The 17,909-nt window shown below is 34.6% G+C and carries 18 protein-coding genes and 2 pseudogenes; 15 read left to right on the forward strand and 5 right to left on the reverse strand.

The window, feature by feature from the left end; genetic code table 11:
* Positions 1-5: 5 nt before the first annotated feature.
* From ABWU55_RS02575 to ABWU55_RS02640, 14 genes are all read left to right on the forward strand, one after another.
* On the forward strand, positions 6-1,193 hold the full coding sequence (locus tag ABWU55_RS02575; protein ID WP_353286478.1) for a hypothetical protein: 1,188 nt from the start codon (positions 6-8) through the stop codon (positions 1,191-1,193).
* Positions 1,193-1,387, forward strand: a complete 195-nt coding sequence (locus ABWU55_RS02580; RefSeq protein ID WP_353286479.1) for a hypothetical protein — start codon at positions 1,193-1,195, stop codon at positions 1,385-1,387. The genes ABWU55_RS02575 and ABWU55_RS02580 overlap by 1 nt, the downstream gene beginning before the upstream one ends.
* A complete protein-coding gene (locus tag ABWU55_RS02585) occupies positions 1,384-2,838 on the forward strand; it encodes a hypothetical protein (RefSeq protein WP_353286480.1) in 1,455 nt (484 codons plus the stop codon). Before ABWU55_RS02580 ends, ABWU55_RS02585 begins: the two co-directional genes overlap by 4 nt.
* A 6-nt stretch (positions 2,839-2,844) precedes the next feature.
* Positions 2,845-3,396 (forward strand): hypothetical protein, encoded by a 552-nt coding sequence (locus tag ABWU55_RS02590; protein WP_353286481.1) that lies wholly within the window; start codon positions 2,845-2,847, stop codon positions 3,394-3,396.
* Positions 3,389-4,561, forward strand: coding sequence for a phage tail sheath subtilisin-like domain-containing protein (locus ABWU55_RS02595; protein ID WP_353286557.1), 1,173 nt, complete (start codon positions 3,389-3,391; stop codon positions 4,559-4,561). The genes ABWU55_RS02590 and ABWU55_RS02595 overlap by 8 nt, the downstream gene beginning before the upstream one ends.
* Positions 4,562-4,572: 11 nt before the next feature.
* Positions 4,573-5,079 (forward strand): phage major tail tube protein, encoded by a 507-nt coding sequence (locus ABWU55_RS02600; protein ID WP_264707795.1) that lies wholly within the window; start codon positions 4,573-4,575, stop codon positions 5,077-5,079.
* A 36-nt stretch (positions 5,080-5,115) separates the two neighbouring features.
* Positions 5,116-5,370 carry a phage tail assembly protein gene (locus tag ABWU55_RS02605; RefSeq protein WP_353286482.1) on the forward strand — a complete coding sequence of 85 codons (255 nt, stop codon included), beginning with the start codon at positions 5,116-5,118 and terminating at the stop codon, positions 5,368-5,370.
* A gap of 115 nt (positions 5,371-5,485) precedes the next feature.
* A complete protein-coding gene (locus tag ABWU55_RS02610; protein ID WP_353286483.1) occupies positions 5,486-7,747 on the forward strand; it encodes a phage tail tape measure protein in 2,262 nt (753 codons plus the stop codon).
* Positions 7,747-8,103: a phage tail protein gene (locus tag ABWU55_RS02615; protein WP_353286484.1), complete on the forward strand. Its 357-nt coding sequence runs from the start codon at positions 7,747-7,749 to the stop codon at positions 8,101-8,103. Before ABWU55_RS02610 ends, ABWU55_RS02615 begins: the two co-directional genes overlap by 1 nt.
* Complete coding sequence (locus ABWU55_RS02620) at positions 8,100-8,306, forward strand: tail protein X (RefSeq protein ID WP_353286485.1); 207 nt, start codon at positions 8,100-8,102, stop codon at positions 8,304-8,306. The genes ABWU55_RS02615 and ABWU55_RS02620 overlap by 4 nt, the downstream gene beginning before the upstream one ends.
* A gap of 3 nt (positions 8,307-8,309) precedes the next feature.
* The gene (locus ABWU55_RS02625) at positions 8,310-9,245 is read left to right on the forward strand and encodes a phage late control D family protein (RefSeq protein ID WP_353286486.1); all 936 of its coding nucleotides are present in this window, start codon (positions 8,310-8,312) and stop codon (positions 9,243-9,245) included.
* 52 nt (positions 9,246-9,297) lie between these two features.
* Positions 9,298-9,828, forward strand: a complete 531-nt coding sequence (locus ABWU55_RS02630; protein WP_052264890.1) for an ankyrin repeat domain-containing protein — start codon at positions 9,298-9,300, stop codon at positions 9,826-9,828.
* Positions 9,829-10,103: 275 nt separating this feature from the next.
* Positions 10,104-10,963 (forward strand): IS630 family transposase gene (locus ABWU55_RS02635; protein WP_353286487.1). Its coding sequence is split into 2 segments (ribosomal slippage): positions 10,104-10,428 and positions 10,428-10,963, totalling 861 coding nucleotides; the frame shifts between segments, so codons are not numbered across the junction.
* A 131-nt stretch (positions 10,964-11,094) separates the two neighbouring features.
* Positions 11,095-12,009 (forward strand): patatin-like phospholipase family protein, encoded by a 915-nt coding sequence (locus ABWU55_RS02640; protein ID WP_353286488.1) that lies wholly within the window; start codon positions 11,095-11,097, stop codon positions 12,007-12,009.
* A gap of 92 nt (positions 12,010-12,101) precedes the next feature.
* Here ABWU55_RS02640 and ABWU55_RS02645 read toward each other — a convergent pair whose 3' ends face one another.
* The 5 genes and pseudogenes from ABWU55_RS02645 to ABWU55_RS02665 form a co-directional block, all read right to left on the reverse strand.
* Positions 12,102-13,037: a helix-turn-helix transcriptional regulator gene (locus ABWU55_RS02645; protein WP_353286489.1), complete on the reverse strand. Its 936-nt coding sequence runs from the start codon at positions 13,035-13,037 to the stop codon at positions 12,102-12,104.
* 89 nt (positions 13,038-13,126) lie between these two features.
* Complete coding sequence (locus ABWU55_RS02650; protein ID WP_353286490.1) at positions 13,127-14,053, reverse strand: helix-turn-helix domain-containing protein; 927 nt, start codon at positions 14,051-14,053, stop codon at positions 13,127-13,129.
* A 65-nt stretch (positions 14,054-14,118) separates the two neighbouring features.
* Positions 14,119-15,303, reverse strand: a complete 1,185-nt coding sequence (locus tag ABWU55_RS02655; protein ID WP_353286491.1) for a hypothetical protein — start codon at positions 15,301-15,303, stop codon at positions 14,119-14,121.
* 170 nt (positions 15,304-15,473) lie between these two features.
* Positions 15,474-16,148, reverse strand: coding sequence for a RadC family protein (locus ABWU55_RS02660; RefSeq protein ID WP_353286492.1), 675 nt, complete (start codon positions 16,146-16,148; stop codon positions 15,474-15,476).
* Between the two features lie 169 nt (positions 16,149-16,317).
* Positions 16,318-17,230 (reverse strand): annotated as a pseudogene (locus tag ABWU55_RS02665) (helix-turn-helix domain-containing protein).
* Positions 17,231-17,359: 129 nt separating this feature from the next.
* Between ABWU55_RS02665 and ABWU55_RS02670 the strand changes: the two are divergent.
* Positions 17,360-17,605 (forward strand): annotated as a pseudogene (locus ABWU55_RS02670) (PD-(D/E)XK nuclease family transposase); the annotation flags it as partial.
* Positions 17,606-17,909 lie beyond the last annotated feature (304 nt).

The following is a 17,909-nucleotide window of genomic DNA, read 5'->3' on the forward strand; positions in this document are numbered from 1 at the left end:
AAAATATGATAACAGCTAACAACCAGGGAAAATTAAAAGGAAGATTTACCGTTCCTGCTAATATTCCAGCAGGTACTAAATTAGTACAATTTTATGGGGATAAAGGAAGCTATGGAGAGACAACTTATACTGGTAAAAAAACTATTACCATAGAAGAGAGAAGAAGAGTTATCGCAGCAAGAAGAATTGACCCTTTAGCCCAAACATTTACTTTAAATGAGAGCAGACACATAGGAGGCCTAAACTTATGGTTCACAAATAGCGGCAAAAAACGTGTTGTTGTGCAGATTAGAGAAACAGCAGTGGGAATGCCATCGCAGACTGTTATTGCTGAAAGCTATATCGAGCCGAAAGATATAAAAGTAGATGGCACAGCAACACGTATAGAATGGTCACCAGTGTTTTGCCATGCAGGAGAGGAGTATGCGATAGTACTGCTTACTGATGATCCTGGTACTGCAGTAAAGATAGCAGAACTTGGCAAATATGATGCAGTAAATAGCCGTTGGGTAACAAGTCAACCATATCAAGTAGGAGTATTACTTTCATCAAGCAATGCAAGTACCTGGACTCCACATCAAAATTTAGATTTAACGTTTCGATTACTAGCTGCAAAATTTAGTGAAAATTCTTACGTTATTGATCTGGGCAAAGTTACTGCAAACAATACTTCAGATTTAATTGTTTTGACGAACGTCGAAAAAGTAGCATTTGATACCAATGTAGAGTTTATCTTAACAGATGAAGAGGGAAAAGAGAACTTTTTGTCTGATAATTTGCCACTTGCACTGCGTGAAAGACTATCTGGAGAGCTAACAGTAAAGGCAAGCCTAAAAGGAGGGCGAGAAAAAAGTCCAGTGCTATATCCTGGGTTACAGCTAGTTCTAGGTAATCTTTCAGAGTCTGGAGATTATGTAACAAGAAGCATTACAGCAGGAGCTAACACTAAGATTACCATAACATATGATGCGCTAATACCTGGCACTGCAGACGTAAAAGCATATGTGCAGAAAAGCGTCAAAGAATGGCAGCTAGTAAATTTAACCTCGGGAAAACCAATAGGGGAAAATTGGGTAGAGAGAACTCATGTGCTAACAAACTTTAATGGTAATGAGACAAGGGTAAAATTGGTTTTAAGTGGAACGGTTGTCTATCGTCCTAAAGTAAAAAATCTCAGAATAATAGTAACATAATGAATGTTGACCAAACCAAACGAGGATATCCTTTGCCACATCCAGAAAATATTGCAGTGGAAGATGTAGTACGTATTCGAAGAGCTATAGAAAAAATAGATGAAGATATTACCGAAAGAGAAGATGAGCATAATCAACTTAAGAGTAATTTTGAGCGGTTTAATTTTGAGACTTTTTTAAATTTTTGGAAATGAAAGAAGCAATATACCAAAGGATAAAGGATTTAGCAGCAAACAGCACACCTGATCAACTGGCATATCTTGCAAAATCGCTGGAATTGATAGCAGATAAAAAAGCTATTGCTGACATTGTGCAGATGACTGAGGTAAAAGAGATAATTGATGCACTACAAAAGAGGCTTAAGGATTTAGCAGCAAACAGTACACCAGATCAATTAGCATATCTTGCTAAAGCATTGGAATCAATAGTCGACAAAAGTGCAGTTTCTGAAATTGTGCAAATGACTGATGGTAAGCTAAAAGAACTTCTTGATAGTGCAAAAAAACACCTAAATGATATAAACAGCAATAAAACAAACTCAATATCAGCAATAACTGCAGTAAAAACAGATTCTGTTAATGAAATCAACAAGCTTAGGGATAATTCCTTAAATACTTTAAAAGCATCATCAGATTCACATATATCGCTACTTGATACGAGAAAGAATGCCAATATTGCAGCAATAAATAGCATTAGTAACAGTCATAAAGATGGTCTTAAAGGTTTAGTAGAAGATTTTCGTGCTGTTAATAATGTACCACCTGGCTCATCAATTATAGGAGAAATAGAAACTCGAATTGAAAACATCCTTAATGAGATAAAAACTAGAGATGATGAGCTGAAAGTGTCGCTTACACAAGAAATAAGAAAGCGCAACATGGTTGAACCTGGAGCATTACCTTTCTTATTTGGTGTACTTGGCAGAAAAAATAATTATTTTGGCCACGGAACTTTTACGACAGAGCTTGGAAAGTGGAGTAGTGATATAACAAAAACTGACTATATGTTACAACTACTAGCAGGTAGCCATACGTACAATACAGATTACGTTAGTTTTTATCGGCCAAGACAACTAAGTTTTATAGAGGGAAGCAAGGGAACATTTATTTACGGAGAGTTATGCACAAAAAGCTTTTCGGGTAGTTATGATGAGATATACTATTACCCATATGCTGCACTTGGAGTAGTATTTATAAAAAATACAACCAATGTGAACATAAGTAAAACAATAGAATTTGTTGGATCATCGTACTCTAGTACGGAGTACGGGGGTGCAGGACTATTTGTGGGAACACCAGATAATACCAATTCTAATAAATCAAGAATTTCAAGAATAATATGGAAAAATGTTTACCAATACACGAGTTCTGATAGCAAATTAGCTGGATCTGGTAATGTGGAGATTCCAGCAGGAAAAACAGTTGCAATATTACTTTACACATCATCTTATCTGTATTCCAGAACACAAGTTAGTCAAGGTATGCTTGCATCAAATTATGTACACAACTATGGTCAATTTATTCAGTGGGGGATTTATAACATACGTAGCAATGTTCTAACTACAGGACTTGAAGTAGATGTGGAGAGAACGCTAAAAGCTTGGCAATGTCCAGGATTATCTAACACGTATGAGATTTGGAGGTAACAAACAATGTCTATCTACATTAGATTTGAAAATGATAAACAAGTAGAAACAACAACACTTGAAAGCAAGCCAACTGGAAATGATTGGTATGAAGCACCAGAAGATTTTGATTGGCAAAAAAGTTATTGTTTAACAGAGGGAGGAAAAATTGCTCAGCGTACTAAAGAAGATATACAAAAGGAGTTACTGGATAATGCGAAGCTTTGTGCATTTGATAGTATGCGTTTCTATTATGATAATCATACTCACCAATATGCAGGTCATTCTCACCAAAAAGCTAAATCTTATGAGATTCAAGCGGAAGCCGCAAAAAGCATTCTAGCAGACCAGGATGAAAAGGATAAAGCAATTATAGAACCTTTAGCAAAAGTCCGTGGTATTACGGTTATTGAAATGGCAAGAATAATTGAGGAAAAAGTGAAAAAAGCAGTAAAAGCAATAATTAAATGTGAAGAGCTTGAAGATTTAGCCAAAAGAAAGATTGAAGAAGCCAAAAGTGAAAATGAGCTACAGACTTTGCTAGATGATTTCAGGAAAAAAATACAAAGAAATGGCTGAAGAATTTTTACATGGCGTAAATGTTATTGAGGTAACCTCAGGAGCAAAGACAGTACGTACAGCTAAATCATCAGTGATAGGTGTAATTGGTACTGCACCTGAAGCAGATGAACAAAAATTTCCGCTAAATAAACCAGTGTTAGTTGCAGGAAGCTTAAAGGAAGCAGCAAAGCTCGGAAAGAGTGGCAGTTTACCTTCTGCAATAAATGGAATATTTTCCCAGATTGGTGCAACAGTAGTAGTTATTCGAGTTGAAGAAAGTGATCCAAAATTAAAAGAAGAAGAGACGCTGAAAAATATAATTGGCGGTGTTGATAAAGAGACTGGAGAGTATCAAGGGATAGAGGCATTCCTCAGTAGTGAAAGTATAGTTCATGTTGCTCCAAGAATATTAATTGCACCTCAGTTTACTCATCAATTGCCTGAATCTGAAAATCCTAAAAACCCAGTAGTAGCAGCTTTGATAGGAGTAGCAGAAAAGCTGAGAAGCATAATAGTAGCAGATGGTCCAAATACCAATGATGAAGAAGCAACAAAGTGGAGAAAAAGTGTAGGCAGTAGCAGAGTTTACGTAGTTGATCCGTGGGTAAAGGTATTTACTGAAGGGAAAGAAGAAACTTTGCCGTCTAGCCCATTTGTAGCCGGTTTAATAGCAAAAGTAGATAGTGAACAAGGCTTTTGGCATTCACCTTCAAATAAAGAGATAAATGGTATTGTTGGGACAAGTAGGGCTATTGATTTTACGCTCGGTAATACAAATTGCAGAGCAAACCATTTAAATGAAAATGAAGTAACAACGATAATTCATCAAAATGGCTATAGGCTTTGGGGAAATAGAACATGTTCAAATGACTCAAAATGGGCTTTTCTGTCAGTAAGAAGAACTGCAGATTTAATCAACGATAGTCTACTTCGAGCTCATTTATGGGCAGTTGATCGAAATATTACCAAAACTTATATAGATGATGTGATTGAGGGGGTAAATTCCTATCTGGCAAGTTTAAAAGCACAAGGGGCGATTATTAGCGGAAAATGTTATGCAACACCAGAACTCAATACACCAACAAACATTGCAAGTGGAAAAGTATACTTTGACTTTGAGTTTACACCACCATATCCGGCAGAACAAATAATATTCAGATCTCATCTCGTAAATATAAGTTAGGAGAAAGCAAAGTGTTACCGAAAATACTGAGAAATTTTAACGTATTTGTTGATGGTAGAGGCTATGCAGGAAAAATAGATGAAATAACTTTGCCGAAGCTTACCATAAAAACAGAGGAGTACCGTGCTGGTGGTATGGATATTCCAATAAATATTGATATGGGCATGGAGAAGCTTGAAGCAGATTTCACTTTTTCTGAATACGATACAGAACTCTTTCGGCTATTTGGGTTGATAAATGGAAATTCAGTATCTTTGACGCTCCGTGGAGGAATGCAAGGAAGTGGTAGCAATGATATTGAAGGAGTAATAATCAATTTAAGGGGCATATTCAAAGAATTTGATTTTGGTAACTGGAAACCTGCTGAAAAAGCAACGCTGAAGTGTACTGTAGCTGCTCATTACTATAAACTTACTATAGGTGGTAATGAATTAATAGAAATCGATGCTGAAAATATGATTAGAAAGATAAATGGTGTTGATCAAATGGCCTTGCTGCAAACGGTTTTAGGAATATGAAAACTTATTTGAAATTTTATTTTTAAGGAGGAAGTAATGCACACTATACCACTTAATAATCCAATTACAGTTGATGGAATTTCTGTCTCAGAATTATCGATGCGTGAACCTAAAGTAAGAGATTTACTTGCTATAGAACGCATAGAAGGCGAAGCTTTGAAAGAAGTAGCTTTAATTGCTAATCTAGCGTCTGTGCCAAAAGAAGTAGTTGAAGATTTATGTATTAAAGATTATGTAGAAATACAGAAGGTGCTAAAAGATTTTTTGTCGCCGCTGGAACAGAGAACTTAAAGTATAATGTATTACTACTCAGTTCTATTTCAGGAAGTGGAATTGAGCAGATTACTAATATGGATGTAAATGAATTTTTATCCTGGATAGAAATAAGTAAAGGAGTAGCAAAAAAATGTCAATGCTTTCAATAAAGATCGGTGCAACATTAGATGGCAGTTTTAATAGTGCAATGAAAGGTAGTGCAGCAAAGCTTTCTAAGTTGGGTGATAGTATAAAGCAGCTTGATTCGTCAATGAAATCAGTCTCCAAATTTAAGCAATTAAATCATGATGCTCTTGAAGCCATGAAGAATTGGAAGGAAGCGGAGAAGAAAGCGAAAGAATCAGCTACAGCAATTGCTAAAGAGAAGAAGGAAAAAAAAGAACCAAGCAAAGCACTGAGAAATGAATTCGAAAAATTGAAAGCATCGGCATCAAAGGCAAAAGAGGCTTATATTAAAAAGAGAGATGCACTTCACACATTAAATGAAGAAATAAGGAAAAGTGGAAAGGATGTTAAATCTTTAGTGAGAGATCAAACTAAACTTGGTTCATCTATTGAAGCACTAAAAGGAAAATACAGTAAATTAGGATCTGTGATACAAAAACAGCAAAATGCTTTAGCAAGAAAAGCACATTATAAATCACAAGTAATGGAGACTATAGGACTAGGTCTTTCGCTTGCAGCGCCAATTAAAGTTGCGATTGACTTTGAAAGTGCCATGGCTGACGTTAGGAAAGTAGTAGAATTTAATGGTGATAATGAAGCTAATATATTTACTCGAAAATTGAAGAAATTATCCCGTGAAATACCATTATCGGCTGCAGAGTTAGCAAAAATAGCTGCAAGTGGTGGTCAGCTTGGTATCGACAAAGATAAGCTACTTGAATTTACCACAACAGTAGCTAAAATGGCCACAGCATTTGACATGTCTGCCGAACAAGCTGGTGATTCCATAGCTAAATTAGCTAACATTTATGGAATTGCAGTAGAGAAGATGGAAGGAGTTGGTGATGTTATAAATTACCTATCAGATAACACTGCTGCCAAAGCAAAAGATATGGTTGAAGCTCTAGCAATAGTTGGTGGTACTGCAAAACAGTTTGGTCTTGATATTAAGGAAACAAGTAATTTAGTAAATGCCTTCATTAGTTTAGGTAAACAACCAGCAAAAGCAGCAACTGCAATAAACGCTCTACTTAGTAAACTTCAGACTGCTGAAGGACAGGGAAAAGAGTTCAGAGCAGCATTGGAATCCATAGGAATAACTGCAGAAGAGATGTCACAAAAAGTTGCTCAAAACGGTCAAGAAGCATTACTCTACTTTTTTAAAACTTTAGAGAAAATAGATAAACAGGAACGTTCTCAAATTCTTCTCAACCTCTTCGGTCAAGAATATCAAGATGATATTGCATTGATAGTTGGGAGTTTGGAAGAATATAAAAAAGCAATAGGTTTTGTGACTGATAAAGAAAAGTATAATAAATCTATGCAAAAGGAATTTAATAACCGTGCAAGTACTACAGCAAATAATTTGCAGCTACTCAAAAATACAATAGCAGAGCTAGGAATGAACTTAGGGTCAGTTGTGCTACCTCCTTTAAATTGGATAAGTAAGATTTTGAGGTCTATATCTATAGGTATAGCTTGGTTCGCAGAGAAGTGTCCAATTTTAACTACAGGAATTATGAGTATAATTTCAGCTCTTATTATTGGCAAGATTGCAGTAGTAGGTTTTGGTTATGCATTTGCATTGGCTGGAGGTGGAATATTAACTTTTAAGGCTATTTTGCACGGAACACTTTTGCCAGTATTAACTTCGTTATCAGCTCGAGTAATTCCAGCAGTGATCATGGGACTGAAAGCTTTAACGCTAACCAATCCTATAGGAGCTGCTATTGCTGGACTATCAGTTGGTGCAGCGCTTGTAATTGCTAATTGGCAAAAGGTAAAGGACTTTTTTTCAAGTCTCTGGAAATCAATTACAAAACCTATAGAAAATTGGACTGGTATAGGAAAATTTTTTAATGATAATCCAATAAAAGCATTAGAGAACCCAGTAGAAGCAAAAATAGGCAGCACAACTAGTGAAAACAATGTTTTTAGTAAAGAAAATCCTTTATTAAATAATAATGCTTTTAGTAGAATTTCGAATAGTAGAACGAATATTGAAAGTGTGATTACAGAAAAAAGTTCTGTAGCAGATAATTCAGAGAAAGTTTTAAAAGACTGTGAAAAGTGTGAACAAAAAATTTTCAATCAAACTTTTACATTTAATATAAGTATAAAAGCAGAACCTAACCAAGATGTACGTAGTCTTGCTGATGCAGTAATAAAAAGAATAAGAGAAAAATCGCGAGACGTTCTATTTGATTCAATAGAACCAATTTACTAATGCTATCACTTGGTCAACATAAGCTTTCTCCAACAAGTGTAAGGTATAGTAAAGAAAATCGTTGGAGTACAATTGAGTGTATTGGGAAAATACCTTCATTACAAAATATTGGCCAAGGTACAGAAAATATAGACTTAGAAGGAATAATTTATTTCCATAATCTCAATGATTTAAATCAATTAAAAAGTATGAAAGAAGCTGAGAAAAATCAGGAACCAAGTATCTTAGTAGATAGTTTAGGAAATGTTTTGGGAAGATTTGTTATTGTGCGGTTAGAAGAAAAGCAAATGTTGTATTTTCCCTGTGGATTACCAAAAAAGGTTGAATTTAGCTTAAGTTTAAGGAGTTATGTATGACAATACACTATATAGCACGAGAAAATGAAATGTTGGATTACATATGCTTTAAACACTATGGACATAGCTCTGGAGCAGTAGAAATAGTATTGAAGGAAAATCCTGGACTTGCGGAGTATGGAAGTTTTTTGCCTGCAGGATTAAAAATTAAGTTACCTATAATACAAGAGCAATTAAAAAAATCGAAGTTAAAAGTGTGGTAGTAAATGAAACCTGAATTTAGCATTGAAGGAATAAAAGATCCTGTAATATCGGTGCATCTTACTGATGAATCTGGTACTATAGATGATGTCGCAGAGGTATGCGTTAATTATGGCAGTCAAAATGTAGAAGTTCCAAATGAATTGAACATAGCACTAGGTTATAAAGAAACTGGAATCTTTCCAATGGGTATATATACAGTCAACGAAGTTACGATACAAGGCCCACCTAAGACTCTACTAATCAAAGCTCATGCAACAAATTTAAGAATATCTTTGAAGGCAAAAGTATCAAAAGAATGGCATCAAATTACCATAGAAAACTTAGTAAAAGAAATAGCTCAAAAACATGGATATGGACATAAAGTTGCTGAGGAATTTAAGGATATATTGATACCCCACATTAACCAAATAGATGAAAGTGATATCAGTTTGTTAACTAAAATAGCAGTAGAACGCGAAGCAATGGCAAAATTAGCTGGTGGGTACATATTATTTATTTCAAAAAATATGGCAAAATCAGCCACAGGAAAAGCTTTAGGAACAACGACTATTATACCTCAAGACACAATTAATTGGAAAGTGCATTTTACCGTACGCGATAAATACAATTCAGTAGTAGCAAAATGGTATAGCTATGAAAAGGGCGAAACTATTAAAGAAACAGTTGGTAGTAGCGAGCCAAGTTATATTATGCTGGAACTTTACTCTAATGCAGAGTCAGCGCTGAGTGCAGCAAATGCCAAATTGAAACAATTGAAGCGTAATAATGAAACTTTAGATATAACTATGCCTGGTAATCCAGAGTTATTCGCAGAAGCTAAACTTAATCTTATAGGTTTTAATCAAGCGGTAGATGGTGAATGGATAGTTAATAGAGCAGAGCATAATTTAAATAGCTCAGGCTACCTGACTATGTTATCAGCATCTTTGAGTAAGTAACGTTAAGGAAAAATAAGTATATAGTCTATTCAATGTAAAGAAACTACTGAATATGAGTCAACTGAAATGTAATGAAAAGGAAAAAATACATTTTGTATGGTTTATAATATTAATGGTATGTGTTGTTATTACTTATTGCTACCAAAGATCTAAAGCTGCAGATAATTATAACAAAACATTACAAGTGGCTACTAATAATTGCAACTTAGAAATAGTAAAACTTTTAGTAAAAGACATGGCTCCAAACTTGAGTGGAACAACGTTACATTTTGCAGCAAGAAAAGGATGTTTAGACATTATCAGATTTTTAATAGAAGAGGAAAAAGTAAATATAAACGCACTTGATAGAAATGCATTTAAAAGAATAGCTTTACATCACGCTGCAGGTGAAGGACACCTAGAAGTTATTAAGTTTTTATTAGACAAAGGTGCAGACCCTACCATTAGAGACACAGATGGGAAAAACCCAAGAGATGTAGCTGTACTAAGATCAAGGCACAATAAAGATAAACCTTACAGAGAAATAATAAAGCTACTTGCAGAAGCAGAGGATCGATACGAATCAACAGAAAGTAATCACTAAAGCTGTAAGTTTTTTGATCTCCATATAAACTTCCAAAACTATCCATAACAGATTAATACTTTCACATGAAAAAGCAAAAAGTTCCAATTACAGTAATTATCACGTTATTAATCCAAACCGTAGCAATCATATGGTGGTTATCCAAGTTAGACTCAAGGGTACAATTTCACGATAAACTTATTGAATATGGTTTAATGGAAAAAGTGTTAGTATAGCTCTTTCCACAGAAGTCCGGATATGATAAGATTAAGGATAGATGGCGATAAGGAGGTTGGATGCTGGCAGCATATAGTTATGATTTAAGAAAAAAAGCAATGGAAGCACTAGACGAAGGGGAAAGCAGAGAAGCAGTGGCAGCAAGATTTAAAATTGGACGAACTACTTTGTGGGAGTGGCAGCAAAGAAAAAAAGAAACAGGCGACTTTCAGTCAAAAAAACTCGGTAATGGAGGTTACAATCAGAAAATTATCGACTGGAATAAGTTTATCGAATTTGCTAAAAAACACGGTAGAAAAACTCTGTCGGAAATGGCTAAACTTTGGGGCAACGTTAGTATCCAAACGATCCACCGAGCTCTCAGAAAAATTGGATTTACGCGCAAAAAAAGACATATGGATACAAGGAAAGGAACGAAGAAAAACGTGCTGAATTCTTAAAAATTATAGCAACAAAAGAACCAGAAAACTTAGTGTATATAGATGAGTCTGGGATTGATAACACGGAGGACTATCCATATGGGTATTGCCAGAAAGGACAGCGATTTTATGCCCTAAAATCTGGAAAAAAAACTCAACGAATCAGCATGGTTGCAGCCTTAAGTAGAAGAAAGATAGTTGCTCCATTAACATTTGAAGGCCACTGTAATATGGATATTTTTAATGGATGGTTTGAGCAATTTTTGGCACCGATCTTAGAACCTGGACAAACTGTCATTCTTGATAATGCTACTTTTCATAAGTCTGATAAGCTTATCAAGCTCGCTAAAGGAGTCGGTGCAGAAATTTTGTATCTGCCGCCTTATTCTCCAGATTTTAACAAAATTGAGCATCATTGGTTTGCTATAAAAAACAGAGCCAGGAAAAACATTCCTCTATTCGAATCCTTTCGTCGTGCTGTTGATTCTGCCTTCCTATGACCTATTCGGACTATTATGAGAAATGCTATACTTGAGGAAAGGGTAAAAAATCTTTCTGAAGAATTAGATGAGTTTAAATTGCAGGTTTTAAGCGGAAAAATTAAATCTTAATATCCTTACCTAAATTCATAATGATTAAATATATTTTATCCGTTGACGGAGGAGGCATAAGGGGCATAATACCAGCCATTATTCTAGCAGAAATAGAAAAGAGAGCAAGAAAACCGATAGCTGAAATCTTTGATCTTATGGCAGGGACCTCAACCGGTGGAATTGTTGTAGCTGGATTATGTAAAAAAGATAAACCTCAATATTCAGCCAATGATTTAGTTGAGTTTTACCAAGAATACGGGTCATATATTTTTAAATCTTCATTTTTGAGAAGATCAATATTTTCTTGGTTTAATTGTGCACAATATTCACATAAAAATATTGAATTTGTACTGGATAAATATTTTGGTGATGATACTCTACAAAACACTTTAAGTAATGTACTGCTTACCAGTTACGACATTCAGAATAATTGCCCATTTTTCTTCAAAAGCTGGAAAGAAGGTAATATTAAGCTGAAAGATGCACTCAGAGCTGCAACGGCTGCACCTACTTACTTTGCACCTAAATATCTTAAAATCAACCAAAAGGAAATGGTATTAGTGGATGGCGGGGTATTTGCAAATAATCCAGCGGCTTGTGCATATGCAAGTGGTAAGAGGTTATTTCCAAATGATGATATTCTACTGTTATCGATAGGTACTGGCAGAACAGATAGAAGCATAGAGTATGCCAATTCAAAGAGGTTTGGAAAAATAGGCTGGATAAAACCTTTGTTAAATGTGATGTTTGCCTCTGGACTGGACTGCGTAAATTATCAGATGAATCAAGTAATAGGCAATAGATACGTAAGAATACAATCGCAATTGAAGCTAGCGTCGGCTGACATGGATAACATTACATCAAAAAATATCAAATCTCTTCAGCAAGAAGCAAAGGCAATGATAGAGGAAAATCAAAAAGTAGTCGATAAATTCTGTGATGTTTTATCTTGATACGTAGAAATGCCAAAAAAATTCTGCAGAGCTAAATAAGGGTTTAGAATAGATAATATATTAACTACTTTTACTTATATCTTAAACACAATTCAATTTTCACACTCACCTAACTCATCAACAGTTAGGCCACTTGCTCGCAAAATAACATCAGTAGAAACACCCGCCTTCACTAGATTTTTTGCAACCCTGATTTTCTCTGCTTTTTTAACTTTTTCCTTGCCACTTTTCATATCTTCAGATAAAGATCTGGCTACCGTATCCAGTAATTCTTGATCCTCAATTTTTTCGCATTTACCTACAAACCGCAAAACTGGCTCATTTTCATATTCTGTTAGTCCAAGAGCTTTAATGTTAACTGATAATGTCTTTGCTATCTTATATAATATTTCAATTGGAATGTCTGTATATCCTCGTTCATAGTCATGTATTTCTTTAGGTGTTGAACCGATTTTATTTGCCAAGTCCTCCTGAGTGTATTCCCGTATTAATCTCTCCTCTTTTATCCTTTTCCCCACTTTGTAGAGTATAGAATCAGTACAAATTTCTTTCTCTATATCATCATACTCATAAGTAGATAAGCGAGTCACTTGGGAAATAATATCAACTGAAACTCCTTCTTTCACTAGATTCTTTGCTACTTCTATTTTCGCTTCTTCTTGGCTAATTTTCTCGCTAATATATACAAACCTTACTAATGGATACAGCTTCTTGCGTAATTCCTGATCCTTAATTTCTCTATGTATTTTTGTTAGATAGACTATTTCTTTATCCTCATCTTCATACCAACCGTTTTCTCTTAGTACTGTTGGTCCTGGAAGTAGATCTACAGCATTAACTGACAATGCTCCTGCTATTATATACGATTCTTTGATTGTAATAGCCTTGCACCCTAGTTCAAAGTTATGTATTTCCTTATGTGTTAAACCAATTTTGCTTGCTAATTTTGCCTGAGTATACCCTTGTACTACCCTACAGCCTTCTATTTTTTTCCCTAGCTCGTAGCTCAACATGCTCTGAATTATCATAGATAAATCCTCTAAAAGCTGTTTTTCCTACAGAAGCAAACATATATTCTATCACAAAAAAATCCACTATTGGCTAAGTTTCTATGAAATCACAAAAATTTCTCAATCATATAATTTGATAAGCCTGTCGTTTGCAAGATAATATCAACAGAAATTCCTTCTTTCACTAAATTCCTTGCAACTTCAATCTTCTTTTCCTCTCTGACCTTTTCTCTACAAACATGTATACCTTCAAATAAAGACTTGATTAGCATATCGCGTAATTCCCGACTCTCAATCTTTTTGTATTCTTCTATCAAGTTTGATAGCTTTTCTTCCGCTTCACTATCCTCATCTGATTCGGGAAGTAGATCTATGATACTGATTGATAATACCTTTGCTATTTCATCTAACATTTCAAGTGAGACAGCAGCTCTCCCTTGTTCATACTCGTATATTCCTTGATTTGTTATGCCAACTTTATCCGCTAAATCTTTTTGTGTATATCCTCGTATCAATCTCCACTCTTTTATCCTTTGCCCTACTTTGTATGGAATAGAAATTTTTTTCTCATCATTATCATATTCATCAATAGATAAACTGGTCGTTCGAGAGATAACATGAGCAGAAACTCCTACTTTCATCAAACCCCTTGCTACTTCTATTTTTACCGCTTTTCTGCTTTTTTCCTCACTCAAACGAATAAATTTGGTTAATAAATAAAATACCTCGCTTAATTCTTTATCTTTATAACCCTTTACTAAATTTAATATTTCTTCATCTTCAAAATATCTTTTTTCATCTGGTAGTGTTTCTCTACAAACTAGACCTTTAACATTTACTGATAATGCTTCTGCTATAGCATATAACTTCTTAATTGGAATTTTACGGTTCCCTTTCTCATATTGCAGTATTACCCAGTACTTTACACCAATTTTCTCAGCTAAACCCTTCTGAGTATAACCTCGCTCTAACCTCCAATTTTTTACTTTTTGCCCTACCTCACAGTCTAGACTTTTTTCCACGCAAAAAACCATATATATAATATTTTCTACTATAGCTCAAAGGCTCCAGTAAACTCTGGAACCTTAAAATAAATGAATTAAAGTTCCCTAAAGGTTTCTTTACTACCTCCACATACCCTATCTACCCATGAAGACAATACTTCATCATTGCCAATCTCTTTTATAGCATACTTTTCACTCCATATGCCACATCTAGTGAAATTACCTTTCTCTACTGCTTCTTGAAGTTTCACTCCCCCAAAAAGGCAGTTTTTTCCTATTTCTTCGCCTCTTTTTTGTAACTCAGCCCACATTTCCTTGTTTTCTACTCTGACTTGTACTTGATCATATTTTTTTACATCGTGGTACAATATAATATTTAGCTTACCAATGCTTGTAGGAAATTCTAATATAATAGAGCTTTCATCTGACATATCGATATAGTTTCTTATACCTCCCTTCTCACTTTTAACCTCAACTGCATCATTGCCAATTTTTAAAATATTACTTCCTAACTCTCTCAGTATTTTGGCTACCTCTACCTTGCTATCCCCAGAAAATTCTATATACGATGTTGTATTATCTATCTCAACATCTATTAATTCTCCTTCTTGCACAGCACTTTCGCCAGCTTTCTCTAGTTCTTCTAGTCTCTCATCTATCTGTGGCTGAACTTCTGGTTGTAGCTCATTATAGATTTCACCTATCAATTTATTCTCCAATAAAGTATCATGAAACTCTGCACCGTTTAGCATTAATTTACGTATTAGCTTTTTACGATCAGCCTTATCAAATTTATGAAAATGTGTACCCAATATCACATATTCCGCGAAGCTCCACTCTCCATCATTACATGCATTTAGCCTTCCTCCAGCAGCTAGTACTTTGTCTATAACTTTGTGCAATTCATTTACATTCTTTGCCTCTACCACTTCACTTTTAAACCAGCTCAAAGTTTCTGCACTCGGCTTTATTTTTTTCAAAGCTGAAGCAAATGGATTTTTATCTTCTTGATCACTTACAGGTTTTGTGCCATAAACATAGTCAAATCCTTTCCCATAGTTGATTTTGTTTTCGCGAACTTCTCTACCAGGGAAAGGTGCTATTTCTTCAGGCTTTTTAGCCTTATTAATTTTGCTTACAAAGGTGGATTGCTCCTTAGTACGACCAATTCCTACAATAGCATTTAACACCTCACCTTTTGATAATCTATCAAGATCAATGTTTAACTCGTAAGTACCTCCTTCTTGATCATCAAAAGGTACAATTATTTTATTAACCATATTAGCCTCCGCTATTAAATATACTTTACTAAGTCTATAACCGACTTTATTACTTTATTATTAATTCAATGTATACTTTCTCATTAATTATAAACAAGGATTAATGCATTTGCAAATACTTTCTTCATTCAAGTAGTTAAACAACTCATGAAAATCTTCAAACATCTGCTTTATAACAGTCCTTGCTCTTTAAAGCTAAAATACCCAACACTTGTGATGATAATGTGATCCAGTAACCTAATCCCTATAGTCTGACAAGCTTTAGCCAAGTCTTTAGTTACAGCTTCATCCTCATCAGATGGCTTTAACCTTCCTTCTGGGTGGTTATGCGATATTATTATTGACGTCGCTTTTCTTATTAATGCCTTTCTTGTTACTTCTCTTATGTAAAAAGGTACCTTATCCACTGTACCAGTGAACACTTCTTCCCCCTTTAAACGGCACTTTTGATCAAAATATATTATTTTCATCTTTTCCTCCTCTGAATAACCAATACTCACCCTTAAATATTTTACGATGGTTTCCAAGTTATCCATTACAGGTCCTTTCTTTAACTCTTCTCTTGGTACTCTCTTTGCAGCTTCCTTTAGGCATAAAATTACTGCTACTGTAGAGTCGGTTATCCCTTCTATAGTTTTCAAGTCATCTATTTCCTGGCCTAAAACTCCTCCTATTCCAAAATTATCTATTAGCTTTCTAGCAATAATTCGAGCTTCTTCCCTGTCATGCACTGCACTTAGAAACGTTTCTATTACTTCACGATCAAGTAGTGCTTTACCGTTGCTTTCTAATGCTCTGAATTCTATTTCTTCTCTACGATCCTTACTACTTTTCTTATTATTCATAAAAATTACCCTTCACTAATAACAAAATGTTTTTATATATTTACTGCTGTTTTTTGTCAGCATTGGCATAAAGCCATAGCTTTTGAGTGAAGTCAAATCAATTTTTAAATCTTTTTTACTTATTTTTTCATTAAAAAGTAAAGACATTAATAGATACTGATTTTTTATTTTAAATTTGTTGAATTTCGTTCAAAGAGATGCCTACCGCTTGCAAAATAATATCAACAGAAATTCCTTCTTTTACTAAATCTTTTGCAATTTTGATTCTTTCTTCTTCTCTAATTTTCTCCTCACAAATTTGTATGCTTTCAAACAGAGATTTTATTAGCGCATAGCGTAATTCTTGACTCCCAATTTTTTTGTATTCTTTTATTAAATCAGGTAGCTCATCTTCTACTATCTCATCTTCCTCTATGAGCAGATCTGTAATGCTAATTGATAATGTTTCTGCTATTGCATATAATTTTTCCAGTGGAATAGCTACACGCCCTTGCTCATAGTTGCTTATTTCATCACGTGTTGTAGTCATTTTCTCTGCTAAATCCTTTTGAGTATACTCTCTCACTAGCCTCCATTCTTTTATCTTTTTTCCTATTTTGTAGTATATAGAACCAACTTTTCCTTCAATACATTCATCAGCAGAGAGACCAACTGTTTGTGAAACAATATCAATAGAAATTCCTTCTTTAACCAAATCCTTTGCAATTTTTACTTTCTCTGCTTTCCTACTACTTCTTTCACTGACTTGGACAAATTTGGTTAGCAAACAAAACATCTTACGTAACTCCTGATCATTAATCTTTTTATATTTTCTTACTAGATTTAATATTTCTTCTCCCTCATCTTCAAGGCAGATTTTTTCATTTGATACAGGAATAAGATCTGCAATATTAATTGATAATGCCTTTGCTATAGCGCACAACTTTTCAATCGAAATTTTTCGTGTTCCTTTTTCATATTGTAGTACATATTTGATATGTTACACCGATTTTTCCCGCTAAATCTTTTTGAGTATATCCTCGCTTTAACCTCCAGCTCCTTACTTTTTGTGCTATTTGGTACCTTATTGAGATATTTGCCATAAATATTATACAGGTTAATACTACCAAATAAAGATATACAAAAGGGATGCTTCTTTCTATGTTTGAATTTTAGTTGAATATTTCTTCACAATTGTGTATAATTATCAATGCTTTTTAGGTTAATTCGTCATGGCTTTTTCTAAATTTCTTGATGCACGCAATGATTATGCCTTTAAAAGAATATTTGGCACCGAGAAGAATAAAGATATTCTCATTCATTTCTTGAACGATATTTTAGGCTTTACTGGCTTAGCTGCTATTCACGATGTTGAATTCTTAGCTACCATTTTGGATCCTGAGATTGCCGCTAAAAAGCAAAGTATTGTCGATGTTCTTTGTAAAGACTCTCAAGGTTCAAGATACATCATAGAAATGGTGCGACCTGAAAGTCTTCGGTCATATTGTTTAAAAGGAGAGGAATTCCTCCAGAAAGAAACTGAAAGGATTCTAAAACTTATTAAACCAGATGTTTTGCCATCTGAGTCTATGCATCAGTGCGAATCGGGCAACCGGTTGGTGCCAAGCGATGCGGACAATGAACCTCCTCTTGAAAAAGAAGATGCTCAATCGTGAGAGGAGCATAAACTACAAGCATCATGTGGTTGGAGAGCTAGGCTAGTGGTATGGTGAACGTAAGTGAAACTTCAAAGTATCGTAATTATGAAGGAGCTAAAGATGC

Source organism: Wolbachia endosymbiont (group A) of Crataerina pallida, from assembly GCF_964028475.1.
Classification (GTDB): domain Bacteria; phylum Pseudomonadota; class Alphaproteobacteria; order Rickettsiales; family Anaplasmataceae; genus Wolbachia; species Wolbachia pipientis.